The sequence below is a fragment of the Micromonospora sp. NPDC003944 genome (genome assembly GCF_053605225.1).
This window is the reverse complement of the sequence record NZ_JBSGIV010000010.1, coordinates 17,456-42,994: the sequence shown is the minus strand read 5'-3', so window position 1 is coordinate 42,994 and position 25,539 is coordinate 17,456. Positions and strand designations below refer to the sequence as shown.

Below are 25,539 nucleotides of genomic sequence, written 5' to 3'. Positions count from 1 at the left end.
CAGGAGAACGTGCTCTGCCGCGCGGGACGTGCCGGGCCGCACGATCGGTGCATGGTTCGTACCGGTCGTGCTTCCTTCGCCCAGGAACGCCTCTATTTCCTCGATCAGCTCCAGCCCGGAAACCCGGCGTACGTGGTGGCCTTCGCGGTGCACCTGCGCGGTGCGCTGCGACCCGAGGCCCTCCGCACGGCCCTGACCCGGGTGGTCGCCCGGCACGACGCGCTGCGCACCACGTTCGCGGTGGTCGACGGTGTCCTCACCCAGCGGGTGTCGTCGACGCCCGCTGCGGACGTCGACATCACCGCCGACGGGTGGGTCGATCGCGCCACCCAGGAGGCCCACCTGCGGACGCTCGTCGCCGAGCAGGCCCGGCAGCCCTTCGACCTCGCCGACGGGCCGGTGGTACGGGCCTTCCTGCGCTCCTGGGGCCCGGACGAGCACGGCCTCGCGGTGCTCGTGCACCACATCGCCTGCGACGGGTGGTCGGTGGGTCTGCTCCTGCGCGACCTGGCCGCCGAGTACGACGCCACTGTCGACGGGTCGGTGGCCGCCTACGACGAGCCGGCCGAGTCGTACCTGGCGTACGCCGAGCGGCAGCACGAGACGTGGCGGCGGGACAACTCGGGCCTCGACTTCTGGCGTGCGGCGCTTGTCGACGTGCCACAACTGGCGCTGCCCACCGACTTCCCCCGCCCGAGCGTGCTCGGCACCACCGGCGCGGTGCTGCGCCGCCCGGTCGAGCCGGAACTGGTGCGGCGGCTGGGGGAGTGGGGGCGGACGCGGGGCGTGACGCTGTTCGCGGTGACGCTCGCCGCGTACGCCTCGGTGCTGAACCGCTACGCGCGCCAGGACGAGGTGGTGGTCGGCGTTCCGGTGGCGAACCGGATGGACGACGCCGAGGAGCGCCTGGTCGGCTGTCTGGTCAACACGCTGCCGATCCGGCTCGACGTGTCCGGCCGGCCGAGCTTCACCGAGCTGGTGGACCGGGTACGACGGACCAGCATGGCGGCCTTCGCCAACCAGGACGTGCCGTTCGAGCAGATCGTGCGGGCCACCGTGGGGGAGCGGCAGCTCAGCCACGCGCCACTGTTCCAGACCTCGCTGACGGTGCAGAACTTCCCGTTCGCGTTCCCCGAGTTCGCCGGGCTACGGCTGACCGAGGTCGACGTCGAGATCGACGTCACCAAGTTCGACCTGGGTCTGACCCTCGACGTCTCCACCGACGTGCCGTTCCTGCGCGCCGAGTACAGCACCGAGCTGTTCACGGCGGAGACCGTCGGCACGCTGCTCACGCACTACCTGACGTTCCTGCGGTCGATCGTCGACGAGGAGCAGCGAGAGCCGTCCATGGTGGACGAGGCCGAGCGGGCGCAGCTCACCGAGGGGGTGAACCCGCCGCTCGCGTCGGCGCCGGTCACGCACCCGTCGGTGCTGCGTCGCTTCGCCGACCACGTGCGGGCGACCCCGGACGCGGTGGCCGTACGCCACCGGGACGTCGAGATCACCTACGCTGAGCTGGACCGGTGGGCCGGGCGGATCGCGGCGGGCCTGGCCGACCGCGGTGTCCGCCCCGGCGTCCGGGTGGGGCTGCTGCTCGGCCGTTCACCGGCGGTCGTCGCGGCGATCCTGGGCGTGTGGAAGCTCGGCGGCGTATACGTGCCGCTGGACCCGGACTACCCGCGCCAGCGCCTCGAACTGATCGCCGCGAACGCCGGGATGGCGGTGCTCGTGGTGGACCCGGAGACCGCAGAGGCGGCCGTGGCGCTCACCCGCGACAGCGGGACCCCCCTGGCCGACGCGCACACCCTCGACGGGATCTGCGTGCCCGAGGAGACCTTCCCCGGATCGGACGACCCGGCGTACGTCATCTACACCTCCGGCTCGACCGGCGTACCCAAGGGGGTCCTGGTCGGGCACGGCGGCCTGGACGCCCTGAACAGCCCGACCCCGGCGAGCCTGGACGTCACGGCCGCCGACGTGTGGCTGGCGGCCAGCTCGTTCTCGTTCGACGCGTCGGTGTGGGAGATGTGGGGCGCGCTGACCACCGGCGCCCGGCTGGTCATCGCCGACCGGGTCGACCTGGTGGACCGGGAACGGCTGGCCCGGCTGGTGCGCCGCGAGGCCGTCACCGTGCTGTTCCAGACCCCGGGCGCGCTCTACCGGTTGCTGCCGCCGTACCTGCGGGGGATCGACCCCGACGAGACCTCCCGCATCCGCTACGTCGTCCTCGGCGGCGAGGCGCTGAGCTGGTCGCGGCTGGCGTCGCTGATCGCCGACGCGCCGGGTCTGCCGACGGTGTTCGTCAACATGTACGGCATCACCGAGGGCACCATCCACGTCACGATCTTCCAGGCGTCGGCCGCCGACGTGCCCCGGGTCCCCGAGGGTGCCATCGGCGTGCCGTTGCCGTCGGCGCGTTGCTACGTCCTCGACGAGGACCTGCGGCCGACCGGTCTCAACGTGCCCGGCGAGCTGTACTGCGGCGGCGCGCTCGTGGCGCACGGCTACCTGGACAACCCGGAGCTGACCGACGCGCGGTTCCCGCCCGACCCGTACGGCGGCGGGGTCATGTACCGCACCGGCGACGTGGTGAAGTGGGGCCTCGACGGGAACATGGTGTACCTCGGCCGCAACGACACGCAGGTGCAGGTGCGCGGCTACCGCGTCGAACTGGCCGAGGTGGAGGGCGCCATGCTCACCCACCCCGCCGTGCGGTCGTGCGCCGTGGCCGCCGAGGACGACGAACTCGTCGCGTTCGTGGTCCACGGGATCGGCCCGGACGCCGAACACGACCTGCGGGCGCACCTGCGCGAGACACTGCCGGCGTACATGGTGCCGTCGCGGATCCTGACCGTCGCGACCATCCCGCTCACCGCGCACGGCAAGGTCGACCTTCCCCGCCTCCTGACCGACAGCCGCTCGGCACGGACGGCCACCGCGCCGTCGCGGCCACCGGCCGCAGTGGTCGGCACCGGGTTGGAGGAACGGATCCGGGCCTGCTGGGTCGAGGTGCTCCGGCGGCCCGACGTCGGGCTGCACGACAACTTCTTCGACCTGGGCGGCCACAGTTTCGCGCTGATCGCGCTCCAGCAGCGGATGTCCGAGGAGGGTCTGGACGTCTCGGTGACCGACCTCTTCCGCTCCGGCACGATCGCCGGCTGCGCGGCGGTGCTACAGCACTGCGCGCCCGTCGTCGCGGACGCCAACGCGGCCCAGCGCCGCCAGGGCCGCGCCCTGCTGGCCGACCGGCGGCGCAGCGTGGGAGCCGGCCGTGGCTGAGCTGGACGACAGCGCCGCGGTGGCGGTGGTCGGCATGGCCATCCGGGTCCCCGGCGCCGACCGCGACCTGGACCGGTTCTGGCGACACGTCCACGACGGCGTCGACGCCGTCACCGTCTTCACGCCGGAGCAGCTCGTCAGTTGGGGCGTACCCAAGGATCTGGTGGAACGGCCGGGCTTCGTGCCGGCCCGGGCGGTGCTCACCGACGCCGACCGTTTCGACCACCGGCTGTTCAGCTACTCACCGTCGGACAGCGCCCTGATGGACCCCCAGCAGCGGATCCTGCTGGAGTGCGCCTGGGCGGCCCTGGAGCACGCCGGCCACCCGCCGGTCGCCGCCGACGGCAACCGGGTCGGGGTGTACGTCGGCACCGGGCTCAACGTCTACCTGCTGGACAACGTGTGGCCCAACGAGCGCGCGGTCGAGGCGGCCGGCGGCCTGGGCGTGATCATCGGCAGCGACAAGGACTTCGCCGCCACCCGGATCGCCTACAAGCTGAACCTTCAGGGGCCGGCGCTGACAGTGCAGACCGCCTGCTCGACGTCGCTCGTCGCGGTGCACCAGGCGACGCAGGCGCTGCTCACCTACGACGCCGACGTGGCACTGGCCGGCGCGGCCACCGTCGCCCCGCCGACCCGGCGCGGGCACCTGCACGAGCCCGGCGGCATCTTCTCCGCCGACGGTCGCTGCCGCGCCTTCGACGCCGCCGCCGACGGGACGGTACCGGGCGACGGAGCGGGCGTGGTGGTGCTCAAGCGCCTCACCGACGCGCTGCGTGACGGCGACACGGTGCACGCGGTGATCCGTGGCTCCGCTGTCAACAACGACGGCGCCCGCAAGGCGGGCTTCACCGCGCCCGGCCCGACCGGTCAGGCCGCCGTCATCGCGGCGGCGTTGGAGGTGGCCGACGTCGACCCGGACACCGTAGGCCTGGTCGAGACGCACGGCACCGGCACCGCGCTCGGCGACCCGATCGAGGTGGCAGCGCTGCGGCAGGTGTTCGGCTCCGCCCGGCCCGACCGGGCGCCCTGCGCGCTGGGCGCCGTCAAGTCGGTCGTCGGACACCTGGACACCGCCGCCGGGGTGGTCGGCCTGATCAAGACGGTCCTGGCCCTGACGCACCGGACGATTCCCCCGATCGCCCACCTCCGTACGCCCAACCCGGCGATCCGACTGGACGGCTCGGTGTTCGAGCTGCCGACGACCGCCCGACCCTGGGCGCCTGTCGACGGCGTACGCCGGGCCGGCGTGAGCGCCTTCGGCATCGGCGGCACCAACGCCCACGTGGTGCTGGAGGAGGCCCCGCCAATCCCGGCCCGACCCCGCCGGCACGTCCCGCAGCTCGTCCTGGTCTCTGCGAAGACCGCCGCGGTGGCGCAGGACAGCCTGGACCGGGTCACCGCGTTCGCGGCGGGAACCGCCCCCGGGGACCTGGCCGACCTCGCGTACACACTGCGGACCGGCCGCGCCGAGCTGCCCTGGCGGGCCGCCGTCCTGACCGGCGTGACCGACGGGGTCGCCCGGCTGCGCAAGGTCGACGCGACGGCTCGGGCGCGCGGGGTGGCGCTGCACCTCACCGGGGCCGGTGCGGTGACCGGCAACCGACCCAACTACGACGCCGACCCGGTGTACCGGCGGACCGTCGACGAGGGCGTCGCGCTGCTGCGTGGCCACGACCTGGACGATTCGGTCCGGGAACGCGGCGACCGGCTGCTGGCCTGCGTCGGCCTGACCCGGTCGCTGCGCAGCCGGGGCATCACCCCACGCGCCCTGGCCGGCGACGGCATCGGCGCGGTGGCCGGCGCCGTCGTGGCCGGGGTGATGTCGCTCGCGGACGCGCTGGCGCTGCTGCGCGACACCGACGACCCCGAGGTACGCCTGCACCCCGCCGCGCTGCCCCTGCTCATCGACGGGCACCCCGACGACAGCGCCTTCTGGCGGGCCGCGGCCCTCCGCCCCCCGACGTCGACGCCGCCCCCCGACGTGCCCGAACCGGTGCTCTGGATCGAGGTCGGCACCAGCGTCACCCCGCACCTGGACGCCGATCAGCCAGCACTTCCCGCCAACCGGCATGCCCGCCTGCTGGCGACCGTCGGCGCGCTGTGGCAGCTGGGTCTCACCGACGCCTGGGACCCCGTGCACGACACCGGCCGCCGCCGGCTGCCCGCCCCCACCTACCCGTTCGCGGCCACCCGGCACTACCTGGACGCACCCGGAGCCGACCCGACCACAGAGAGGCGACACTGATGCGCGACGTACACGACCGGACCTGGGTGGCCGAGTTCGAGGAGCTGTGGATGGAGGTGCTCGGCGTCGACACCGTCGACGACGACGACGACTTCCTCGACCTCGGCGGCCACTCGCTCAGCGCGCTGCGGCTGAGCACCCTGATCCGCCAGGAACTCAACCTCGCGGTGATGTTCGGCCACGTGCTGGAGAACCCCCGCTTCGCCGACCTGCGCAAGGTGGCGAGCGAGGTGCCGCTGGAGCGGCCCCCGGCGGAGACCGCCTGATGGTCGCCCCCGACCTCGCCGCCTGGGCGCCGCTTGCCGCACGGGTGCTCGGCGGCACCCCCGAGCAGGTCCGCGCGGTGGCCGCCACCGAGTCGTTCGTCGCCCTGGGCGGCACCTCGCTCCAGGCCATCGCCCTCGTCGCGCTGGGCCAACGTGAGCTGCGGGCGGACGTGGACAGCGCCCGCCTGCTGTCGGCGCTGCCGCTGGCCCAGGCCCTCGCCGGCGCGGTGGACTTCGTCGACACCGCGCCACCCGTCGTCGCACGGCGGCCGGCAGAGCGGGAGCTGTTGCCGGGTCAGCGGTCCATGCTGGCCGCACACCTACTGGACCAGGACGCGCCGTACCACCTGATGTTCACGGTGGAGGCGGACGGGCCCCTCGACCCGGCCCGGGTCCGGTGGGCGCTGCGCGAGCTGGCCACCCGACACGAGGCGCTGCGGACACGCTTCGTGCGCAACCCCCGCCAGGCCCGGATCGTGCTGCCCGCGCCCTACGAGCCGCGCCTACTGCACCAGACGCTGCCAGACGACGACGCGGTACGCGCCGTGCACGACCTGTACGGCCCGGCCGCCGCGCGTCTGCTACGTCCCTTCGCGCAGCCACCCGTGGTGTTCGTACTGACCCGAACCGGCCGGCGCGACCTGCTCACCATGCTGGTGCACCACACGCTCAGCGACGGCTGGAGCGTCGGACTGTTCGCGCGTGAGTTCGCCGAGTTCTACGCCGGGGACGGCCCGGCCGAGGCGGCCCCGTCGCCGGACTGGGTCGGCACCCGGCTCGCCGCGCAGGAGTCGTCCGGCGCGTTGGAGGCCGCTCTGACCCGGGTCACCGCGCGGCTGGACGGGGCGCCGTGGACGGTGACGCTCCCCACCGACCTGCCGCCGGTCGCCGAGGCCGACGGGCGGGGCGCCCGGCTGCGCTTCCACCTGGACGAGACGGCGGCGGAGGCGACGACCGGGTTGGCCCGGGAGTGCGGGGTGACCGTCACGTCGGTGGCTCTGGCAGCCTGGGCGTTGACAGTGTCCCGCCGCGCCGGTCTGGACGACCTGGTGCTCGGGGTGCCGGCGGCGGGCCGGTTCGAGGCGGGCATGGACCGCCTGGTGGGCCTCTGCACCCGGGTCGTCCCGGTCCGCTGCGCGGCGACCGACGACAGCACCGTCCGGGAGTTCGTCCGCGGGATCGCCGACGCCCTGGCCGCGGCGGTCGCCGACGCCGACGTGCCGTTCGAGACCGTCGTCTCCGCGCTGGGCGCCGGCACCGACCCTGGACGGAACCCGCTGGCCCAGCTCGGCTTCGCCGCCCACCACGACCTGGTGCCCGACGAGCTGGTGGTGGGCGACCGTACCTGGCGGGTGCACGAGAGCCACTGCGCCGGCGCGGTGTTCGACGCCCTGCTCTACCTCCAATCGTGGTCGGACCGTCCCCGGTTTGCGCTGGAGTACGCGACAGCGCTGCTGACCGCCGCCGACGCCGGGGAACTTGTCGATTCGTTCCAGGCGGCGGTGCGGGAGCTGGCCGCCGACCCGGACGCGACGGTGCGGGACGTCACCACGCTCTCGGCGGGTCAACGCGCCCGGTTGCGCGAGCTGGGCTCGGGCGGGACGTACGACACCGCCGACGACGTGTGGCACCGGTTCGCGGCGTACGCGGAGTCGGCGGGCGAGCGGTCCGCGCTCGTCGACGCGCACACCGGGCTGACGCTCACCTACCGGGACCTGCACGACGCCGCGGTCGAGCAGTCCCGTCTCCTGCACGGCCACGGGGTGCGTGCCGGCGACGCGGTTCTTCTGGAGGTACCCCGCTCGGCCGCCGAGGCGGTGGCGGTGCTGGGCGTGCTGCGACTCGGCGCGCACTACGTGGCCGTGGACCAGCACGCCACCACCGAGTGGCGTACCCATCTGGCGGCGACAGTCGCGGCACGCGCCCGCCTCGGTGTGGGCGAGCCCTGGCCGGGAGTCGTCGACTGCCCGCTCGTCGACCCGCGGACGCCCGTCGGGGCAGACCCGGTCGAGGCGGCGCCGAGCGACCCGGCGCGCACCGCGTACGTCTCCTTCACGTCCGGTTCGACAGGCGTGCCCAAGGGCGTCGTCGTGCCACACCGGGCGGTGCTGCGACTGGCCGACGACCCGGGGATGTTCGCCGAGCGGCCGGGTATGCGGATGCTGCGGCTGTCCCCGCTGGCGTTCGACGCGTCCACCCTGGAACTGCTGGTGCCCCTGGCCACCGGCGACACGGTGGTGGTCTTCCCGCCGGAGGACCCGACGCCGCGCGGGCTCGCCGACGTCCTGAGCACCGCCGGGGTCACCCACGCCTGGCTCACCTCGGGCGTGTTCCACCTGGTCGCCGACCACCGCCCGGACGCGTTCGCCGGGTTGCGGCAGCTGTTCACCGGCGGGGGAGTGGTGTCACCGGCGCACGTGCGCCAGGTGTTGCGGGCCTGCCGGGGCCTGCGCCTGACCAACGGGTACGGCCCCACCGAGAACACCACCTTCACCACCACGTACTCCGTCGAGCACGCCGACGCGACGCCCGACCCGCTGCCGATCGGCGCTCCGGTGCACGGCACCGACTTGTCCGTCGTCGACGCGTCGGGTCGTCTCGTCCCACCGGGCGCCATCGGTGAACTGCTGGCCGGCGGCACCGGTCTGGCCGACGGGTACCTGGGCGACCCGACGAGGACGGACGCCTCCTTCGTGCGCCACGACGGGGAACGCCGTTACCGCACCGGGGACCTGGTGCGCTGGGGCACCGACGGCCAACTGCGCTTCCTGGGCCGCAACGACCGCCAGGTGAAGATCGCCGGACACCGGGTGGAGCCGGTCGACGTCGAGCGCCGGTTGCGGGCGCAGCCGGGCGTCCGCGACGCCGTGGTGTTCCCGACCGGTGACCCGGCGAGCGGGGTACGCCTCTGCGCGGCGCTCAAGCCCGACCCGGACGGCGTCGACGTGGCCGCCGTGCGCCGCGCGGTGGAGCCCGACCTGGCCCCGTACGCCCGGCCGCAGCAGTGGGTGACGGTGACCGAGTTCCCGCTGGACCGCAACGGCAAGGTCGACCTGCGGGCGCTGGGCGCGCTGGCCCAACCGGCAGCGCCGCCGGAGACCTCGGCCGTGCCGCCGGAGACCCCGGCCGCGTCGGCCCGGGTTCCCGCCCAGCGTTCGGCGTCGCTGGCCGAGTTCGAGGAACTGGTGACGGGCGCATGGGTGGAGGCGCTGGGCACCGACGACTTCGACATCGACGAGGCGTTCTTCGACGTCGGCGGTGAGTCGCTGCGCCTGGCGATCGTGCGCCGGCTGCTCCAGGAGCGGCTGGCCGGCCGGACCATCCCGCTCACCGACCTCTACCGCTTCCCGACCGTCCAGACGCTGGCCCAGCATCTGCACGCGCAGACCGAGAGAGCAGGCGCACCCTCATGAACGACGACATCGCGATCGTCGGCCTGGCCGGTCGGTTCCCCGGCGCCGCCGACGTCTGGGAGTACTGGTCGAACCTGCTCGCCGGGAAGACCACTGTCAGTGCGCTGACCCGGGGCGAGCTGCTGGCCGCCGGGGTGCCCGCCGACCGGCTCGACGACCCGGCGTACGTCCCGGCGCGCGGCGTCCTGGCCGACCCGGACCTGTTCGACGCGGCCTTCTTCGGCATCACTCCGAGGGAGGCGGAGACGATGGACCCGCAGCACCGGCTGCTGATGCAGACGGCGTGGGCCGCGCTGGAGTCGGCGGGGCTCGCCACCGACCGGCCGTTCGGTCGGGTCGGCGTCTTCGCCGGGGCCGGGTTCAACTACTACGCGCTGCACCACGTGTTCGCCCAGCCCGACGTCGTCGAGTCGCAGGGGCTGCTGTCGGTCGTGCTGGGCAACGAGAAGGACCACCTGGCCGCGAAGATCGCGTACCGGCTGGACCTGGGCGGGCCCGCCATCACCGTGCAGACCGCCTGCTCGACGTCGCTGGTGGCGGTGCATCTGGCGTGCCAGAGCCTGCGCGGTGGCGACTCGGACGTGGCGCTCGCCGGTGGCGCCTGCGTGGCCGTGCCGCAGCAGGCCGGGTACCTCTACGAGACGAAGGGCATCATGTCGCCGGACGGCACGTGCCGGCCCTTCGACGCCTCCGCCGACGGCACCGTGCCCGGCAACGGGGTCGCCCTGGTCGTGCTCAAACGCGTCGCGGACGCCCGCCGGGACGGGGACACCGTGTACGCGGTGATCAAGGGGTCGGCGGTGAACAACGACGGTGGGATGAAGGTCGGCTACACCGCGCCGGGCATCGCCGGGCAGGTCGACGTGCTGACCCGCGCGTACGCCTGCGCCGCCGTCGACCCGGCGACAGTGGGCTACCTCGAGGCGCACGGCACGGCGACCGAGGTCGGCGACGCCATCGAGCTGGCCGCGCTGACCGAGGTGTTCCGTCGCGGCGAGCGGCAGTGCTCGATCGGCTCGGTCAAAGCCAACGTCGGGCACCTCGACGCCGCCGCCGGTGTCGCCGGTCTCATCAAGGCCGCGCTGGCCCTGCACTTCCGGCAGATCCCGCCGCTCGCCGGCCTGAAACAGGCCCGGGCCGAGCTGCTGGACGGGTCGACGCCGTTCACTGTGGACACCACCGCCCGCCGGTGGGAGATCGCCGGTGGCCCGCGCCGCGCTGCGGTCAGCGCCTTCGGTCTGGGTGGCACCAACGCGCACGTGGTGCTGGAGGAGGCCGACGGCCCGGTCGCACCGGACCCGTCGGCCGCCGACGGCGCCGCCGAGCTGATCGTGCTGTCCGCGCGGACCCCGGAGGCGGTCCGCGAGGCCGCCGAGCAGGTGCACGAGTACCTGCGGCAGCGCCCCGACCTGTCCGTGCGGGACGTCGCGGTGACGGCGCAGACGTACCGCCGGCACTTCCCGCACCGGTTGGCCGTGGCCGCGCGGGACGTCCCGGCGGCGCTCGCCGGGCTGCGCCGGGCGCGGGTGCGCGCGGCGGTCCGCCGACCCCGGGTGGTCTTCCTGTTTCCCGGGCAGGGCGCCGAGTTTCCCGCCATGGCCCGGGGCCTCTACGACCACTACCCGTCCGTGCGGGCCGACCTCGACCACGGTGCGGAGCTGCTGGCCCCGGTCCTCGGGCTGGACCTGCGGGACGTCCTCGTCGACGACGACCCGCACGGCGTCGTGCACCGCACGGACGTCACCCAACCGGCACTCGCCCTGTACGAGGTGGCGCTCGGCCGGCTGCTGCTGTCGTGGGGTGTCCGCCCGGCGGCGATGATCGGCCACTCGGTCGGTGAGTTCCCGGCCGCCGCGCTCGCCGGTGAGCTGGCCGACGACGACATGCTGCGCCTCGCCGCCACCCGGGGCCGGCTCATGCAGGACGCCCCGGAGGGTCACCTGCTGGTCGTGCTGGCCGGGCCGCGCATAGTGGAGGAACACCTGACGGGCCTGGACGACCTCGACATCGCCGCGCGCAACGCGCCGGACGTCACCGTCGTGGCCGGGCCGCCGGCCCCGCTCGCCGCGTTCCGCGAACGCCTGGACGCGGCCGGGGTGCCCTGTCGGGCTCTGCCCGCGCAGCGCGCCTTCCACACCCGGATGATGGCCGACGCGGCCCGGCTGCTCGGCGTCGAGGCCGACCGGGTGCCCCACCGACCCCGCACCCTCCCCGTCGTCAGCAGCGTCGACGGCACGCTGCTCGACACCGGCCAGGCGCGTGCCGAGGGCTACTGGGCGGCACAGTTGCGCAACCCGGTGCGCTACCACGACGCCCTGCTGACCGCGCTGCAGCTACCCGACCCCGTGCTCGTCGAGGTCGGTCCCGGCACCGCGCTGACCGGTATGGCACGGCAGACGCCGCAGGGACGGGGGGTACCCGGGTTCGCCATACAGCCGCGACCGACGCCGCGCGCCGACGCCGCCGACGTCGTCGCCGGACTCGGTGGACTGTGGACGGCGGGGGTGACGGTGGACTGGGCGGCGGTGCGCGGTGACACCCCGGCGCGGCGGGTCGCGCTGCCGACCTACCCGTTCGCCCGTACCCGGCACTGGCTGGAGGCGACACCGCCACCGGCCCCGGCCACCGCCGAACCGCCGCCGCGTCCCGCGGCTGTCGGGGAGAGCACGGTGGTGGGCGAGATCGTGGAGCTGTGGGGCCGGTTGCTCGGCTCGCCCGACATCGGGCCGGACACCGACTTCTTCACCGTCGGCGGTGAGTCCCTACTGTTCATCCGCATGGTCAACCAGGTGCAGCGCCGCTTCGCCGTCCGCATCCCAATGGAGAAACTATCCGCGCGACCCACCCCGCGCGCCCTGGCCGAGCTGGTGACGGCATGACCGACCACACCGACCTGGCACACGCGGCAGCGGTGGCGGCCGTGCTCGCCCACCGCCTCTCCGGCGCGACGTCGGTGACGGTGCGCGGCCCGCACGGCGACCACACGCTGCGCGTGCAGCCGGACACCACACTGACAGAGGTACGCGCACAGACGCGGACACCGTCACCCGAGCTGTTCCCGGTGGACGTGGTGCTGGTGACACCTGGCCCTCAGGGCGGGGCGGCGGGATCGGTGGGCCCGGTGCCAGTCTGGCTCGCCGGTGACCACTGTCAACCCACCCACCTCCAGGAACGACTGGACACCCTGAGCGGATGGCTCACCGCCCATCCCGGCCGCCCGGTGCGCGAGGCGGTGCTCGTCGGTCCCCGGGAGCGGGCCACCCTGCTCGGCTTCAACCCCGCGCCGACCCCGGCCCCCCGGACACCCGTGCACGAGGCGATCTGCCGGCAGGCGCAGCGCACCCCGGACGCGGTCGCACTGCGCGGCGGGGGACGCGACCGCAGCTACCGGGACCTGCTCGACGAGGCAGCGGCGCTGGCCGGGCGACTACGCGCCGAGGGCGTGGGCCCCGGCTCGGTCGTCGCCCTGTGCACCGAGCGGCGCCCGGAGATGGTCGTCGCGGTGCTCGGTGTCCTGCTGGCCGGAGCGGCGTACCTGCCGCTGGACCCGTCCCACCCCAGGGCCCGGCTGGACCTGATGCTCACCACCGCCGACGCCGCGCTGGCGCTCGCCGACGAGGAGGGACGGGCCGCGCTCGGCACCGGCGCAGCCCCGGCCGTCCCGGTGCGACCACTGGCCGGCGCCGACCTGCCCGCCTCGCCCGTCGACTGGCGTGGCTACCGCGCGCCGCAGGAGGTGGTGGACGGGCTGTCGTACGTCATCTTCACCTCCGGGTCGACCGGGGCGCCGAAGGGTGTGCAGATGACCCACCTGTCGCTGGCCAACCGGCTGGCGTGGATGCAGGAGGAGTACCGCATCGGACCCGGCGACGTGGTGCTGCAGAAGACGCCGTACACCTTCGACGTGTCGGTGTGGGAACTGCTCTGGGCCTTCCTGGCCGGCGCGACGCTGGTCACGGCCGAGGCCCAGGCGCACCGCGACCCGCAGGAGATGGCCGCCGTCATCGCGCGCGAGGCGGTGACCACAGTGCACTTCGTGCCGTCGATGCTCGCCCTGTTCGTCGAGGAGCCCGGGGTCGCCGCGTGCGCAGCCCTGCGCCGGGTCATCTGTAGCGGGGAGGCCCTGCCGCCGAAGCTCGTCAACAAGCTCACCACCACCCTGCCGACGGTGCGGGTGGACAACCTGTACGGCCCCACCGAGGCCGCCATCGACGTCACCGCCTGGCCGTGCCGCCGACCCGAACCGGACCCCACCGTCCCGATCGGCCGGCCGATCACCAACGTCACCGCATACGTGCTGGACGAGGACGGTGCGTTGGCCCCGCTGGGCGTACCCGGGGAACTGGTGGTCGGTGGCGACTGCCTGGCCCGGGGGTACGCCGGACGGCCCGACCTGACCGCCGAGCGGTTCGGCACCGTGCACGTCGCCGGGCGTCCCCAGCGGGTGTACCGCACCGGCGACCTGGCCTGGTGGTCACCGCAGGGTTACCTGAACTACGGCGGGCGCATCGACACGCAGGTGAAGATCCGTGGGCAGCGGGTGGAACTCGGCGAGATCGAGTCGGTGCTGAACAGTCATCCGCTCGTCGCGAACAGCGTGGTGCTGCTCCGCGACGACCTGGGTGCGGCACCGACCCTGGTGGCGTACGTGGTGACCGAGCGGCACGCCGACGTGAGCGAGGCCGCGCTGCGGGCGTTCCTGGCCGAGCAGCTTCCCGACCACATGGTGCCGCTGCGCCACGTGGTGCTGCCCGAGTTGCCCGCCACCGCCAACGGCAAGGTCGACCGCAGGGCTCTGCCCGCCCCGCCGGCCCGGGTCCGCCGGCCGGTACGGGTCGGGTCACCCTCGGCCTAGGGCGATCGAAGGAACCAGCGCACGGCCATCACGGGCTGCCGTTATGCGAGAGGCGGACTCCACGGGCGGAGGTCGCAAGCCGGTCGGCGAGCGCGATGACGAGACCCCGGAGGTCATCCGGTTGCTCGATGACAAACGGCCGGTCGAGCGACGCGAGCACCGGAGGCAGCCAGTCGAGCCGCTCCGCCCACAGCTCGACGCGGAGCCAGCGTTCGGTCTCCGGATCTGCATCTCCTGCGGGCGGGGACTCGTCCACACTCGCGACGCTGGCGGGAAGGCGAGCGCGGATCTGCTCGACCGTCCCCTGGATCCACAGTGTCACGTGATGCCGGTACGGAGCCTTGGCGAGCCCTGAGAGGACGCGCTGCGCCGGATCGAGTCCGGCCGGCGGCTCGAACGCGCCGGGCAGGGTCCTCGCATCAGCAATGCGATCCAAGCGGAACGTCCGGTCTTCCCCGATCTCGGGATCTGCGCCCGTGACGTACCACCGGCCCGAATGGGCGACGAGCCCGTACGGGTGCAGCGTGCGTTCGCTGTGCCGCCCGTCGGCGGCGGTGTACTTGATCGAGACCGGCCGACGACGGTGCACGGCATCGGCGAGAGAGAGCAGGATCGCGGTCTCCGGGACGGCGAACTCGCCGGGCGGAGCCGTGAAGGTGAGGGATTCGAGCACAGTGTCGAGCCTGTGGGCGAGCCGCTTGGGCAGTACCCGCCGGATCTTCGCCGCCGCCGTCTCACTCGCCGTGCCCGTGGCCGTCATCAACCCCGCTCGGCGACCGGCGACCAGGCCGAGCAGCACGGCGAGCGCTTCGTCGTCGCCCAGCATGAGCGGGGGCATGCGGTATCCGGAGGCGAGCCGGTACCCGCCGTAGCGGCCGCGCACCGACTCGACGGGCACGTCGAGCTCGATCAGTTGGTCCACGTACCGCCGCACGGTGCGCCCGTCGACGCCGAGCCGGTCGGCGAGTTCGGCCACCGTCCGGCTGCCGCCCGACTGTAGGAGCTCCAGAAGAGTGAGCACGCGAGCGGTAGGTCGAGCCATGCGTGGAACTTAGCGTAAATGTGGACCGTTTCTGTCCGGTATTGGTCCTAGCATGCGAGGTAGAACGGCTCCACCGGAACAGGGAGATCACCATGAACTTCGTCTCGACCCGGATCATCACGGACGACGTCGCGCGCCTCGTCGACTTCTACGAGCGAGTCACAGGAGTGCGGGCGAGCTGGGCCAACGAGGACTTCGCCGAGGTCAGGACCACCTCCGCGACCCTCGCGATCGGCAGCACCCGCACCGTCCCGCTGTTCGCGCCTGGCGCCGCCCGTCCGGCCGACAACCGTACCGTCATCATCGAGTTCCTCGTGGACGATGTGGACGGCGTGCATCAGAACCTGGCCGACTTCGTCGAGGACTTCGTCAACGAGCCCACCACGATGCCCTGGGGCAACCGGTCGTTACTGTTCCGCGACCCCGACGGCAACCTCGTCAACTTCTTCACCCCTGTGACCCCGGCAGCCATCGAGAAATCTGCTCGCTGACGACAGCGCAGCCCTCTCGACAGGCACCTCCGACCCGAACAAGGGATCTCGGGGCGGCCCGGCGGTGAACGGTGGGGGTGAGCTGCCGCATCGGCGTCACGTTGTCCTTGAACGCTGACCTCACTGCCGGGTGCCGGTTCGCGCGGCCTTCACCGCATCGGGTGGCGCTCGGCGAACTCCCACACGATCTCGCTGGCGTCGGGGCCGTCGTGATCGGTGTAGCGGCCGTCACCGTCGGGGCCCGGCCACGCGTGTCCCATGTCCTGGACGCGGTACGCCTCAAGGATCGACGTGCCGTCCGGCGCGGTGATCGTGGAGTGTGTGTACGGGTGCCGACCCGAGGCGGCCGGCACGGACGTGGTCGCCTCGGTCGGGTGGAGGCTGTCGTTGGGTAGCCCGTCGTCGATGAGGTCGCTCACTGCGGTCCAGTGGGCGACGAGTCGGGTGGCGACCAGGGGTGGCACGACCTCGTCCCGCTCGCCCTGGATGACCAGCATCGGCACCCGCCGGGCGCGATCGCCCATTTGCGCCCAGGCCTGGCGGGCCGTGTGCAGCGGTGACGTCGAGTCCGGATCGTCCGGGTCGACCTGGTTGAGTCCGTACTCGCCGCCGGCGACGGAGGTCACCGTGGCGAAGACGTCGGGGTAGGTCGCGGCGAGGATGATCGCCGTTCCCGCGCCTGACGAGGCACCGGCCACGTGCACCCGCGCGGGATCCGCGTCGTACTCCTCGATGACCTGGCGGGCGACACCGGCGAGCAGCGCGGGTTCGCCGGTGTGCCGCTGCTGCTCGCGGGGGTCGGCGGAGTTCCAGCAGCCGATCACGTTGCGGGAGATCGGTTGCGTGGGATAGACGACAATGAAACCCTCCCGGTCGGCCAGGCGGTTGAACCCTGTCGTGGACTTCATGGAGTTCCACCCGTAGCCGGTCATTGCGCAGCCGTGGATCGCCATGACGACCGGCAGTCGGGGCGTCCCCTCGTGCTGAGGTGGACGGTGGACCTGGTAGCGCTGCGAACCGGCGTCGCCTTCGTAGACGTGGTTGCGGTCGCCCTCACCCATCTGCCACGGCAGACCGAGTTGAAGGGCGGCGAGGCCGAGGCTGACGGCGGCCACAACGCTGGCGAGGACGACGGCGACGATCCGAAGCCAGCGCCGTAGCGGAGGGCGGGTGGGCGAGTCGTGTACGCCCAGTGGGGGCGGCGAGGTCATGGGGGTTCTCCTTCCAACACGCGATACCCATGACAGCGCGGGCGCGACTTCCCCGTCAGTGTCACAGTGTCATCACCGCCCGTGACGGGTGTCACTGGTCGTTCGCGGGACCCGGCTCCTGACCAGCGAGGGTCAACCGGTGGGGTACACGCTGGACGGACGATGCTAGTGGTGCCCGAGGCGGCAGTGGAGTTGATCGTGCCGGTAAGCCAGTTGCACCCAGCGCTGACCTAGGTCGCGGCTGCGCGGCGGCATCACGCGCGGAGCCTTGGGCACAGCCCTCACATTATCGACGGCGCGCCGTCGGCCCCGGGGTTGTGGATTACCTGTCGAGTTCGGCCCGGCGGGAGAGTGGGGCGATGGCGAGCCAGAGGCATACCGCGCCCAGTCCTTCGAGGAGTCTCAGCGCGCCGCTCGCCGGCCGCCCAGCGACCATCAGGCCGATCCCGACCATTACCAGTAACGCCTGCCACGCATTCGCGGCACCCCGTAGCCAGGCCAGGATCACCAGCGCCAGCAAGCCGACAAAGAGCAGTATCGGGCCGAGCATGAAGAAGGCCAGTTCCACGCCCGGGACGGCGAACGCCGTGTCATAGAGGCCGTCCATCGCGGCCTTGTCCTGCGCACGCAGGCCGATGACCAGGTCGATCATCATCTGTACGACCAGAGATGCCGTCCCGATCAGCGCGACGGCGAGCGCCACCCGCCCGGTGTTCGAGTCCCCGACGAGGCGGAACAACGCGTTCGCGGCTGCTCCGAAGAGCACGAAGCTCAGGATCCACAGCATGTGCGCGACATCCCAGCCGGTGTGCGGGTCGGTGCCGCCGATGCGCATGATCGCCCAGCCGGCCAGCCAGACGAGCGGTGCCGCAACCAGCCCGGCGGCGGGTAACCGGGCCAGCCGCTGCGCTAGCACCTCGACAGATCTCGATGCCATGGGTGAACGGTAGGCGGCGCCGATGGCGATGCACATCAGTAGTGCCCCCGAACCCACCCTGACTCTCCGCCATTGGTGTACCCGTAGGGTTCGGCCCTGTTCAGCGAAACGGGTCCCGGCCAAGCCCACTCGACCTGCAGGTGCTGTATTGGTCGTCAATGCTTGCGCCCGGCGACGGCTTCTCAGCGAATCGCCATGGCTGAGCGCCGAACAGGTCGGTGCACGCCGCGAGCAGGCCACGCTGCGCCTTGGCCGTCCGCGCATTTACGTTCTGGCCCACCACTGTCAGCTAGCTCGGGCCGCGGCCCGGTCAGTGAGTGGGCGGCGACGTAGTGCGGTGTCGGTCAGTGAACGCGGGGGCAGGGGAGCGTTGGGGTCGTACAGGTTCGTCCCGGGCGGCACGATCTCGTCGATTCGGTCGAGGGCCGCGTCGTCCAGGGTTAGCGCGGCGCCCTTGAGGAGATCCTCCAGCTGCGGCATGGTCCGCGGTCCGATGATCGCCGAGGTGACGGCCGGGTGGGCCACGGTAAACGCAATGGCGAGCTGCGGGAGGGTGCAACCGATGTCTTCCGCGAGTTCGACGAGCTGCTCGACGACGTCGAGCTTGGCGGCGTTTTCCGCGATCGTGGGATCGAACCGTTCCGGCCGGATTGTGGGACGGCCGGTTGACAGGTCGATGGGCCGGTTCTTGCGGTACTTGCCGGTCAGGAATCCGAAGGCCAGTGGGCTCCAGACCAGCACCCCCATTCCGTAGCGCTGGCAGACGGGCAGGAGCGAGGCCTCGATCCCGCGGGCCAGGATCGAATACGGCGGCTGCTCGGTGCGGAAGCGTCCGAGGCCGCGACGCTCGGAGACGCGGTGCGCTTCGACGATCTCCTCGGCCGGGAACGTCGAGCAGCCGAAGGCGCGGATTTTCCCCTGGTGCACGAGGTCGCTGAGCACCGAGAGCGTCTCCTCGACGTCGGTTGCGTCGTCGGGGCGGTGGACCTGGTAGAGGTCGATCCAGTCGGTGTTCAGGCGCCGAAGGCTGTCCTCGACCGCCGTGAGGATCCAACGGCGCGAGTTGCCACTGCGGTTGCGGCCCTCGCCCATCTGGAAGTGCACCTTGGTGGCCAACACGATGTCATCACGGCGCCCCCGCAGCGCCTTGCCCACGATTTCCTCGGTCTCTCCCTGTCCGTACATGTCCGCGGTGTCGACGAAGTTGATCCCCTGGTCCAGGGCGGCGTGGATGATGCGGGCGCAGTCGTCGTGGTCGGAGTTGCAGCCATCCTGGAACATCATGGTCCCGAGGCAGTAAATACTGACGTCGATGCCGGTGCCGCCGAGGGTGCGATAGCGCATGGTGATGCTTCCCCTACTGATTCAGCCGTGATTTCCAAGCGACAGAAGCGTCGATTGCACGGGGAACCCTAGGATCTAGAGTTGGCTCTAGGTCAAGCCGCTACCGTGAGCGGTATGGCTGAGGTCACCACAACTCTGAGCATTGGGCAGGTCGCCGAACGCACCGGTTTGAGCGTCCACGCGCTGCGCTTTTACGAGCATGAGGGCCTCTTCGTCAACCCTGTGCGACGCGGCCCTGGCGGGCGCCGCGTCTACAGCCAGGATGACGTGGACTGGCTCACCGTCTGTATCATCTTGCGCGCCTCCGGCATGCCCCTGCCCGCGCTACGCCGATACGCCGACCTCGTCAGGCAGGGGGCCGGAAACGAGGAAGAACGACTCACGCTCATGCGCGAGCACCAAGCCCACGTCACCGCCCAGATCGGCAGACTCGCCGAGTGCCTGGACCTGATCAGGTTCAAGGTCGGGGTGTATGAGGACCTCCTCGACCCGGACAGCGGCGGCGACCACCAATGTCATGCGCCGATCCCTTCGGCACACGCGCAGCCGACCGAGGTCCGCATCGGCTGAGCGCGGGTCTGGGGCTCGTGAACACGGCGCCCTGCAGGCTGACGCCGCCAGTTTCGAGGTCGTCGCGCTGATGCGCGCACCTGTCAACGCCGCCTCAGTTTGCTTGACCTCAACTGCGGTAGAGGTTGGAAAGTGGTGTCCTTCTGCAGTTCTACTGGAAGGAACGGTCATGCGCGCCGTCGTCTTGCACGAGTTCGGGCCCGCTGAGAACCTCCGCTATGAGACAGTGCCTGATCCCGTGCCGGGGCCGGGTGAGGTCCGTGTGTCGGTGAGGGCCGCGGGAGTCCATCAGATCGAGACGGCGATGCGGGAAGGGCTGGAGATCGGTCCGCCGCTTCCCAGACTGCCGGCCATTTTCGGAGCAGAGGTGGCCGGCGTCGTCGAGTCGGTCGGGCCAGACGTGGACGACGCCTGGGTTGGCGCCAAGGTGGTGACCGCGCACGGCAGGCCGGGGGGCTACGCCGAGCTCGCCGTCGCCGACGTCTCGTCTCTGCACCGCATCCCAATCGGACTGGGGTACAAGGCAGCCGTGACGATGGTGGTGACCGGCACCACCGCAATCGGCCTGCTCGACATCGCGGAGCTCACCTCCGGCGACGTCGTTCTGGTCACCTCTGCAGCCGGTGGGATCGGCCGTTTGGTCGTCCAGTTCGCCCGCCGCCTGGGCGCCACGGTCATCGGCGCGGCAGGCGGACCGGCCAAGACGGCGGCCGTGCGAGAGCTGGGCGCCAATGTCGCTGTCGACTACAACCTGCCGGACTGGGCGGGCACCGTCCGGGACGCCCTGGGCGGACGCAGCGTTACGGTCGTTCTGGACGGCGTCGAGGGCGACAAGGGGCGGGCTGCCTTCGGGCTGCTGGCAGAGGGTGGGCGCTACATCACGATCGGCGCGGCCTCCCGAGAGGAGTTCAGTCCCGAGGAGGCACAGCTGAAGGAGCGCGGCGTGCGTTTCATCGACGCACTGGCCCTGCTGTTGGAGGGCCAGGACGCGCCAGGTGACGAGGCCCGCGCGCTTGCGGAGGCCGCCGCCGGTAATCTGGTGCCCGCCTTCCAGGCCTTCCCCCTGTCGCAGGCCGCCACGGCGCACGCCGCTCTACAGTCGCGGGCAACGACGGGCAAGATCGTTCTCGTTCCCGACGCCTGATGGTGCGCTACGGCCGAAGGGAGCCCCGCGGCGACGAACAGGCACGCCACCGTGGGGCCGAGGACCTGTCGTTCTGAGAGTGTCGCGAGCGAAGCGCTGTACACGCTCCGTGGCTGTGCGGGAACCGAGGACGGTGCCCGTGGAGGCGGAGGCACGGCAGTAGGCGGTCTTCGCCTTGCTGCCGGAGACCTCGTGGCCACCGCGGTGACGAGGCGGCACGACCTGGCCGACGCTCAGTGCTGATCCCGCTCGCCGAGCGCGTGAAGAGGCATCTGGCATGAGGCTTGCTGGTGGGGCATCAGGGGCTGGCGGCCGAAGGAGCGCGGGTTGCGGTCCGCCGTGACGCCGACTCTACGGACGCGCAGAGGGTGGCCCGGTACCTTTCGAAGGTGGGCCCGCAACCGCTCTGACCTGCGAACGGCTCGCCTCCGACCGCGCTCGGAGGGCCGGTCGGCTCCTCTTACGGAAACCGCATTTCTGGACTTGCCGGTCCAAAAAAGCCGACGAACAATGAGTGGACCACGGGGTCCAACTCAGCCTGGACAAGCAGCTCGGACCCGACGCCAGTCCATCCCGCCCTGGCGTTCCAGTGGGCTCACCCACAGAAAGGAAGGACATCTGTGACTACCGAACCTCGTCACGGACTCGCCCCGTTCCAGGTTCACGTCGAGCAAGACGTCTTGGACGACCTGCACGCCCGCTTGAAGGCGACCCGTTTCGCCGCTGACCCCGAAAACGAGGACGAGACCTACGGCCTGAGTACCGCATACCTGAGGCCCATCGTGGAGTACTGGGCCGACGGATTCGACTGGCGTGCCGCCGAGGCGAAACTGAATGTCTTCAACCAGCACCGGGTGGACGTCGATGGCACTCCGGTGCACTTCATCCACGAGCGCGGCAAGGGCCCGGCTCCAATTCCGCTGCTGCTGATGCACGGCTGGCCGTGGACCTACTACCACTGGTTCAAGCTCATCGGCCCGCTCACCGACCCCGCCTCGTACGGCGGCGACCCGGCCGACGCCTTCGACGTGATCGTGCCCTCGCTACCTGGCTTCGCCTTCTCGACACCCCTGAAGAACCCCAGGGAAAACTACGCGAGCATGGCCGACCGCATGCAGACGCTGATGACCGGCGTGCTCGGCTACGAGAAGTACGGCGTCGGCGCCGCCGACTACGGCGCGCTCGTCGGCGCGCGGCTTGGCCACAAGTACCCAGACTCCCTCTACGGCATCCACCTCGCTAAGGACATGCCTCCGGCGATGTGGCAGGGTGACCGCTACTGGGACCTGAGCGGCGGGCAGCGGACCGAGGACCTCCCCGACGGCGTGCGCGCCCGGACCTTGAAGTTCCACGAGACGTACGTCTCACATCGCCGCGCACCTGCTCGATGGCCAGACCATCACGCACGGCCTGAACGACTCCCCGATCGGCATGCTGGCCTGGGTCCTGCGGCGGTGGAAGAAGTGGAGCGACCGCAACGGCGACTTCGCCGCCAACTGGCCCGTCGACGACATCCTGACCTTCGCCACCATCTACTGGGTCACTCAGTCAATCGGATCCTCGATCCGCGCCTACAAGAACGCCAGCCTCTACCCGCCGCCGCTGGTCAACGACAAGACCTACGTCCAGGCCCCGGCCAGCTTCACCATGCAGTTGGGCGACCCTTTCCCGGGCGTCGACACCGCCGAAGAGCGCATCGACATCTTCAAGGCAGGCGGCGGCAGGTTCTACGCCGACGTGCGCGACTTCTACGTCCACAAGGAGGGCGGCCACTTCGGCCCGTACGAAAACCCGGAGTTCTGGATCAACGACCTGCGGGCCTCGTTCCGCAAGCTCCGCTGACGCCGACCCTAGTCCACACCAGGAGGAGACTCATGAACGACCTTGAACGCCTGACCATCATCGAGGATCTTCGCCGGGTGATGGCGCGATACGTCCGGTACGCCGATCACCATCGCTTCGAGGATTTGGCCGGGCTCTTCACTCCCGACGGCACGTTCACCCCGTACAAACCCGACGGGTCGATGTGGATGCGCATGGAGGGCCGAGAAGGAATCGCCAGCTCGATCGGTGGCCGGAATCTGCCCGGCGACGTGCTGATCCACCACATTTTCTCCAACGAGATCGACGTGCTTTCGGAGACTACCGCGCGTGGCACCTGGGCGATGGAAGACCTGATCAGCCGGGTCGAGCGCGAGGGCATGGCGGACGGACCGGACGGACCCACTCCCAAGGGCATGCACGGGTTCGGTCACTACCACGCCAACTTCGTGAAGGTCGACGGCTCGTGGTTCATTGCCGAGCTTACGCAGACTCGCCTGCGCATCGATTTCACGTACTGACTCGTCCGCCGCGATGGTCTCGGACGCATCATTCCCACATTCCGATCATGGTCCGTGCGGGTTGACCTGAGCGGATCATTCTGTTGTTGGTGAGCAGTGTTCCTGGTCGCAGACGATGGTGATCTTCCTCCTGCGCAGGAGAGCGACCAGGTCGTGTCGGGTCTGGATGCCGCCGGGGAGGCGGGGAGGGTCGGCGAGTCGCGCGATGTGCGGTCGTTCGCCCTTGATTCTTACGTCCCCGGAGCAGATCCCAGCCGTGGCGCGCCCTTACCTGCCTCGCAAGTCGTTGACGGATAGCTCGGTCGGGAACGACGCCTGGGTGAGGCCTTCGGATACGCGCCAGATTCGCTGGGCATCCTCCGCGCTGCGCAGCCGGCTGTACAGGGTTTGCTCGGCGGGCGGGCCGCCGAGATGTCCGGGACCGCTGGGGCCGTAGAAGCTGCCCCCGCCCGCCTGCGGGGATGTGGCGGCGAGCAGCGCGGGCAGTGTCGCGGTTTCGGTCGTGCCGAGCAGGATGCCGCGGCGGGACAGCGCCCGGATGATGCGTACCCCGGCGGTGTCCTTCGCCCGGCCGATCTCCGGGCGCGCGGCCAGCAGATTGGTGGGCGCAACTCCGGGGTGGGAGATGTTGCTCGTGATTCCCCAGCCTTCGACACGGCTGCGGCGGTCGAGCTCCAGCGCGAACAAGCCGAACGCGATCTTCGACTGGCTGTACGCCTGGCGACCGTTGTAGGACCGCTCCCAGTTCAGGTCGTTCCAGTTGATCGTGTTGGAGTTCGCCGCGACGCTTAATTGTGAGGTCACCCGTGCGTTTCCGGCCCGCAGCAGCGGTAGCAGGTGGTTGACGAGTGCGAAGTGGCCGAGGTGGTTGCTGCCAAACTGCAGCTCGAACCCGTCAACGGTGGTCTGCCGGTTAGGTGGGGTCATCACACCGGCGTTGTTGATCAAGATGTGGATCGGGCGGCCTTCGCCGCGCAGAGTGGCGCCCAATGCCTCGACGGAGTCCAGCGAGGACAGGTCGAGCGCCCGTAGGGAGAGCGTGGCCTGAGGGTACCGCTGCCTGATTCCGTCGATCGCTGCCTCGCCCTTGCGGGCGTTACGAACCGGCATGACGACCTCGGCGCCGGCGGCGGCGAGACGGGTCGCCAGGCGCAGCCCGATGCCGTCGCTGGCGCCGGTGACCACAGCGAGCGTCCCGGACAGGTCCGGAACGGTGATGTCCGGTCGCGTGCGTCGCATCTCGTGCTCCTAAGCTCTGCGATGGTTGCGGAATGTGCTGTGCTCTCAGGCTGCTCCGGTACTGCTGGCACATCCACGGCCTGTCAATCCCAGGCTGTCCGGCCATCAAAGGGGGGATCGGCAATCCCAGGCTGCGATCCGGCGCCGGTGGCAGGATCGACAACAGCGCCGAGACAGGGGGACGCAGTGATGATCGACCGGGCCGGGCTGGCAGAGTTCCTGCGCCGTCGCCGGGAGTCGCTGCAGCCGGAGGACGTGGGGCTGCCGCGTGGACAGCGGCGCCGGACGACCGGCCTGCGTCGGGAGGAGGTCGCGACGCTGTGCCACATCTCCGCCGACTACTACAGCCGGCTGGAGCGCGAGCGCGGGCCGCACCCGTCGGAGCAGATGATGGCCTCGATCGCGCAGGGCCTGCACCTGTCCCTCGACGAACGCGACCACCTGTTCCGCCTCGCCGGGCACAACCCGCCGACCAGGGGCGCGACCAGCGGGCACATCAGCCCGGGCCTGCTGCGCATCTTCGACCGGCTCGCGGACACGCCCGCGGAAATCGTCACCGAGCTCGGCGAGACGCTACGGCAGACACCGCTTGGCGTCGCGCTCACCGGCGACCTGACCCGCTTCGCCGGCCCGGCCCGCAGCATCGGGTACCGGTGGTTTACCGACCCGGCGTGCCGGGCGCTGTACCACCCCGACGACCATCCGCTGCACTCACGCGTCTTCGCCTCTGGCCTGCGCAGGACGGTGACCCTACGCGGGCCGGCCTCCTACGCCGCCCACCTGCAGAAGCTGCTGCTCGCCCGCAGCGAGGAGTTCCGGGCCGTGTGGAACGAGCATGAGGTCGGCGTGCGTTACGAGCACACCAAACGCTTCATCCACCCGGAGGTAGGTCTACTGGAGCTGGCCTGCCAGGGGCTGCTCGACCCCGATCAGTCGCACTCCCTGTTGGTGTACACCGCCGTGCCCGGAACCGAGAGCTACGAGAAGCTCCAGCTCCTCGCGGTGGTCGGGGCGCACTCAGCCCACCAGCGCCCTCGCCGGGCAACCGGCCTCAGCGTTTGAGCCGTCAATGCGCTGCCGGTGCCCAGGGGCGTGGAAACGGTGTTGGATCATCGTGGTGGAGATGTTGGATGCCGAGGTAGGAGGTAACCCGCTGGG

The 25,539-nt window shown here is 71.3% G+C and carries 17 protein-coding genes and 1 pseudogene; 13 read left to right on the top strand and 5 right to left on the bottom strand.

Annotation, left to right across the window (positions count from 1 at the left end):
- Window positions 1-51 precede the first annotated feature (51 nt).
- Genes ACWER9_RS07360 through ACWER9_RS07335 form a run of 6 tightly spaced genes read left to right on the top strand, consistent with a single transcriptional unit; the run spans window position 52 to window position 14,061 of the window.
- Window positions 52-3,279 carry a non-ribosomal peptide synthetase gene (locus tag ACWER9_RS07360; RefSeq protein ID WP_452300974.1) on the top strand — a complete coding sequence of 1,076 codons (3,228 nt, stop codon included), beginning with the start codon at window positions 52-54 and terminating at the stop codon, window positions 3,277-3,279.
- Entirely contained in the window at window positions 3,272-5,527 is a 2,256-nt protein-coding gene (locus ACWER9_RS07355) for a type I polyketide synthase (RefSeq protein WP_452300973.1), read from the top strand. Before ACWER9_RS07360 ends, ACWER9_RS07355 begins: the two co-directional genes overlap by 8 nt.
- Window positions 5,527-5,793 carry a phosphopantetheine-binding protein gene (locus tag ACWER9_RS07350; protein WP_452300972.1) on the top strand — a complete coding sequence of 89 codons (267 nt, stop codon included), beginning with the start codon at window positions 5,527-5,529 and terminating at the stop codon, window positions 5,791-5,793. Before ACWER9_RS07355 ends, ACWER9_RS07350 begins: the two co-directional genes overlap by 1 nt.
- On the top strand, window positions 5,793-9,206 hold the full coding sequence (locus ACWER9_RS07345) for a non-ribosomal peptide synthetase (protein ID WP_452300971.1): 3,414 nt from the start codon (window positions 5,793-5,795) through the stop codon (window positions 9,204-9,206). Before ACWER9_RS07350 ends, ACWER9_RS07345 begins: the two co-directional genes overlap by 1 nt.
- Window positions 9,203-12,085, top strand: a complete 2,883-nt coding sequence (locus ACWER9_RS07340) for a type I polyketide synthase (RefSeq protein WP_452300970.1) — start codon at window positions 9,203-9,205, stop codon at window positions 12,083-12,085. The genes ACWER9_RS07345 and ACWER9_RS07340 overlap by 4 nt, the downstream gene beginning before the upstream one ends.
- Window positions 12,082-14,061 carry an amino acid adenylation domain-containing protein gene (locus tag ACWER9_RS07335; protein ID WP_452300969.1) on the top strand — a complete coding sequence of 660 codons (1,980 nt, stop codon included), beginning with the start codon at window positions 12,082-12,084 and terminating at the stop codon, window positions 14,059-14,061. Before ACWER9_RS07340 ends, ACWER9_RS07335 begins: the two co-directional genes overlap by 4 nt.
- Window positions 14,062-14,089: 28 nt before the next feature.
- Here ACWER9_RS07335 and ACWER9_RS07330 read toward each other — a convergent pair whose 3' ends face one another.
- Window positions 14,090-15,103, bottom strand: a complete 1,014-nt coding sequence (locus ACWER9_RS07330; protein ID WP_452300968.1) for a helix-turn-helix transcriptional regulator — start codon at window positions 15,101-15,103, stop codon at window positions 14,090-14,092.
- Window positions 15,104-15,195: 92 nt separating this feature from the next.
- On the opposite strand from ACWER9_RS07330, the gene ACWER9_RS07325 reads away from it, so the two are divergent.
- A complete protein-coding gene (locus tag ACWER9_RS07325; RefSeq protein WP_452300967.1) occupies window positions 15,196-15,594 on the top strand; it encodes a VOC family protein in 399 nt (132 codons plus the stop codon).
- 149 nt (window positions 15,595-15,743) lie between these two features.
- Here the strand turns inward: ACWER9_RS07325 and ACWER9_RS07320 are convergent, their stop codons facing one another.
- The 3 genes from ACWER9_RS07320 to ACWER9_RS07310 all read right to left on the bottom strand — a co-directional run bounded on the left by ACWER9_RS07320 (window position 15,744) and on the right by ACWER9_RS07310 (window position 19,086).
- On the bottom strand, window positions 15,744-16,805 hold the full coding sequence (locus tag ACWER9_RS07320) for an extracellular catalytic domain type 1 short-chain-length polyhydroxyalkanoate depolymerase (RefSeq protein WP_452300966.1): 1,062 nt from the start codon (window positions 16,803-16,805) through the stop codon (window positions 15,744-15,746).
- Between the two features lie 322 nt (window positions 16,806-17,127).
- On the bottom strand, window positions 17,128-17,742 hold the full coding sequence (locus tag ACWER9_RS07315; protein ID WP_452300965.1) for a hypothetical protein: 615 nt from the start codon (window positions 17,740-17,742) through the stop codon (window positions 17,128-17,130).
- Window positions 17,743-18,027: 285 nt separating this feature from the next.
- Window positions 18,028-19,086, bottom strand: a complete 1,059-nt coding sequence (locus tag ACWER9_RS07310; protein ID WP_452300964.1) for an aldo/keto reductase — start codon at window positions 19,084-19,086, stop codon at window positions 18,028-18,030.
- Between the two features lie 114 nt (window positions 19,087-19,200).
- On the opposite strand from ACWER9_RS07310, the gene ACWER9_RS07305 reads away from it, so the two are divergent.
- The 5 genes and pseudogenes from ACWER9_RS07305 to ACWER9_RS07285 all read left to right on the top strand — a co-directional run bounded on the left by ACWER9_RS07305 (window position 19,201) and on the right by ACWER9_RS07285 (window position 23,142).
- Window positions 19,201-19,656, top strand: coding sequence for a MerR family transcriptional regulator (locus ACWER9_RS07305; RefSeq protein WP_452300963.1), 456 nt, complete (start codon window positions 19,201-19,203; stop codon window positions 19,654-19,656).
- A 169-nt stretch (window positions 19,657-19,825) separates the two neighbouring features.
- Window positions 19,826-20,800: a zinc-binding dehydrogenase gene (locus tag ACWER9_RS07300; RefSeq protein WP_452300962.1), complete on the top strand. Its 975-nt coding sequence runs from the start codon at window positions 19,826-19,828 to the stop codon at window positions 20,798-20,800.
- Between the two features lie 620 nt (window positions 20,801-21,420).
- Window positions 21,421-22,053: pseudogene (locus ACWER9_RS07295) on the top strand (epoxide hydrolase family protein); the annotation flags it as partial.
- 178 nt (window positions 22,054-22,231) lie between these two features.
- Window positions 22,232-22,642: a hypothetical protein gene (locus ACWER9_RS07290; RefSeq protein ID WP_452301035.1), complete on the top strand. Its 411-nt coding sequence runs from the start codon at window positions 22,232-22,234 to the stop codon at window positions 22,640-22,642.
- A 32-nt stretch (window positions 22,643-22,674) separates the two neighbouring features.
- Window positions 22,675-23,142, top strand: a complete 468-nt coding sequence (locus ACWER9_RS07285) for a nuclear transport factor 2 family protein (RefSeq protein WP_452301028.1) — start codon at window positions 22,675-22,677, stop codon at window positions 23,140-23,142.
- Window positions 23,143-23,409: 267 nt separating this feature from the next.
- Here ACWER9_RS07285 and ACWER9_RS07280 read toward each other — a convergent pair whose 3' ends face one another.
- Complete coding sequence (locus ACWER9_RS07280) at window positions 23,410-24,381, bottom strand: SDR family oxidoreductase (protein ID WP_452300961.1); 972 nt, start codon at window positions 24,379-24,381, stop codon at window positions 23,410-23,412.
- Between the two features lie 189 nt (window positions 24,382-24,570).
- Between ACWER9_RS07280 and ACWER9_RS07275 the strand changes: the two genes are divergently transcribed.
- Window positions 24,571-25,443 carry a helix-turn-helix transcriptional regulator gene (locus tag ACWER9_RS07275; protein ID WP_452300960.1) on the top strand — a complete coding sequence of 291 codons (873 nt, stop codon included), beginning with the start codon at window positions 24,571-24,573 and terminating at the stop codon, window positions 25,441-25,443.
- Window positions 25,444-25,539: the final 96 nt, after the last annotated feature.

What these genes read in the sequence shown, in the direction of transcription:
- ACWER9_RS07360 (WP_452300974.1), top strand. Translation starts at nt 52, where the DNA reads ATGGTTCGTACCGGTCGTGCTTCCTTCGCCCAGGAACGCCTCTATTTC.
- ACWER9_RS07350 (WP_452300972.1), top strand. Translation starts at nt 5,527, where the DNA reads ATGCGCGACGTACACGACCGGACCTGGGTGGCCGAGTTCGAGGAGCTG.
- ACWER9_RS07345 (WP_452300971.1), top strand. Translation starts at nt 5,793, where the DNA reads ATGGTCGCCCCCGACCTCGCCGCCTGGGCGCCGCTTGCCGCACGGGTG.
- ACWER9_RS07340 (WP_452300970.1), top strand. Translation starts at nt 9,203, where the DNA reads ATGAACGACGACATCGCGATCGTCGGCCTGGCCGGTCGGTTCCCCGGC.
- ACWER9_RS07335 (WP_452300969.1), top strand. Translation starts at nt 12,082, where the DNA reads ATGACCGACCACACCGACCTGGCACACGCGGCAGCGGTGGCGGCCGTG.
- ACWER9_RS07330 (WP_452300968.1), bottom strand. Translation starts at nt 15,103, where the DNA reads ATGGCTCGACCTACCGCTCGCGTGCTCACTCTTCTGGAGCTCCTACAG.
- ACWER9_RS07325 (WP_452300967.1), top strand. Translation starts at nt 15,196, where the DNA reads ATGAACTTCGTCTCGACCCGGATCATCACGGACGACGTCGCGCGCCTC.
- ACWER9_RS07320 (WP_452300966.1), bottom strand. Translation starts at nt 16,805, where the DNA reads ATGACCTCGCCGCCCCCACTGGGCGTACACGACTCGCCCACCCGCCCT.
- ACWER9_RS07315 (WP_452300965.1), bottom strand. Translation starts at nt 17,742, where the DNA reads ATGGCATCGAGATCTGTCGAGGTGCTAGCGCAGCGGCTGGCCCGGTTA.
- ACWER9_RS07310 (WP_452300964.1), bottom strand. Translation starts at nt 19,086, where the DNA reads ATGCGCTATCGCACCCTCGGCGGCACCGGCATCGACGTCAGTATTTAC.
- ACWER9_RS07305 (WP_452300963.1), top strand. Translation starts at nt 19,201, where the DNA reads ATGGCTGAGGTCACCACAACTCTGAGCATTGGGCAGGTCGCCGAACGC.
- ACWER9_RS07300 (WP_452300962.1), top strand. Translation starts at nt 19,826, where the DNA reads ATGCGCGCCGTCGTCTTGCACGAGTTCGGGCCCGCTGAGAACCTCCGC.
- ACWER9_RS07290 (WP_452301035.1), top strand. Translation starts at nt 22,232, where the DNA reads ATGCTGGCCTGGGTCCTGCGGCGGTGGAAGAAGTGGAGCGACCGCAAC.
- ACWER9_RS07285 (WP_452301028.1), top strand. Translation starts at nt 22,675, where the DNA reads ATGAACGACCTTGAACGCCTGACCATCATCGAGGATCTTCGCCGGGTG.
- ACWER9_RS07280 (WP_452300961.1), bottom strand. Translation starts at nt 24,381, where the DNA reads ATGCGACGCACGCGACCGGACATCACCGTTCCGGACCTGTCCGGGACG.
- ACWER9_RS07275 (WP_452300960.1), top strand. Translation starts at nt 24,571, where the DNA reads ATGATCGACCGGGCCGGGCTGGCAGAGTTCCTGCGCCGTCGCCGGGAG.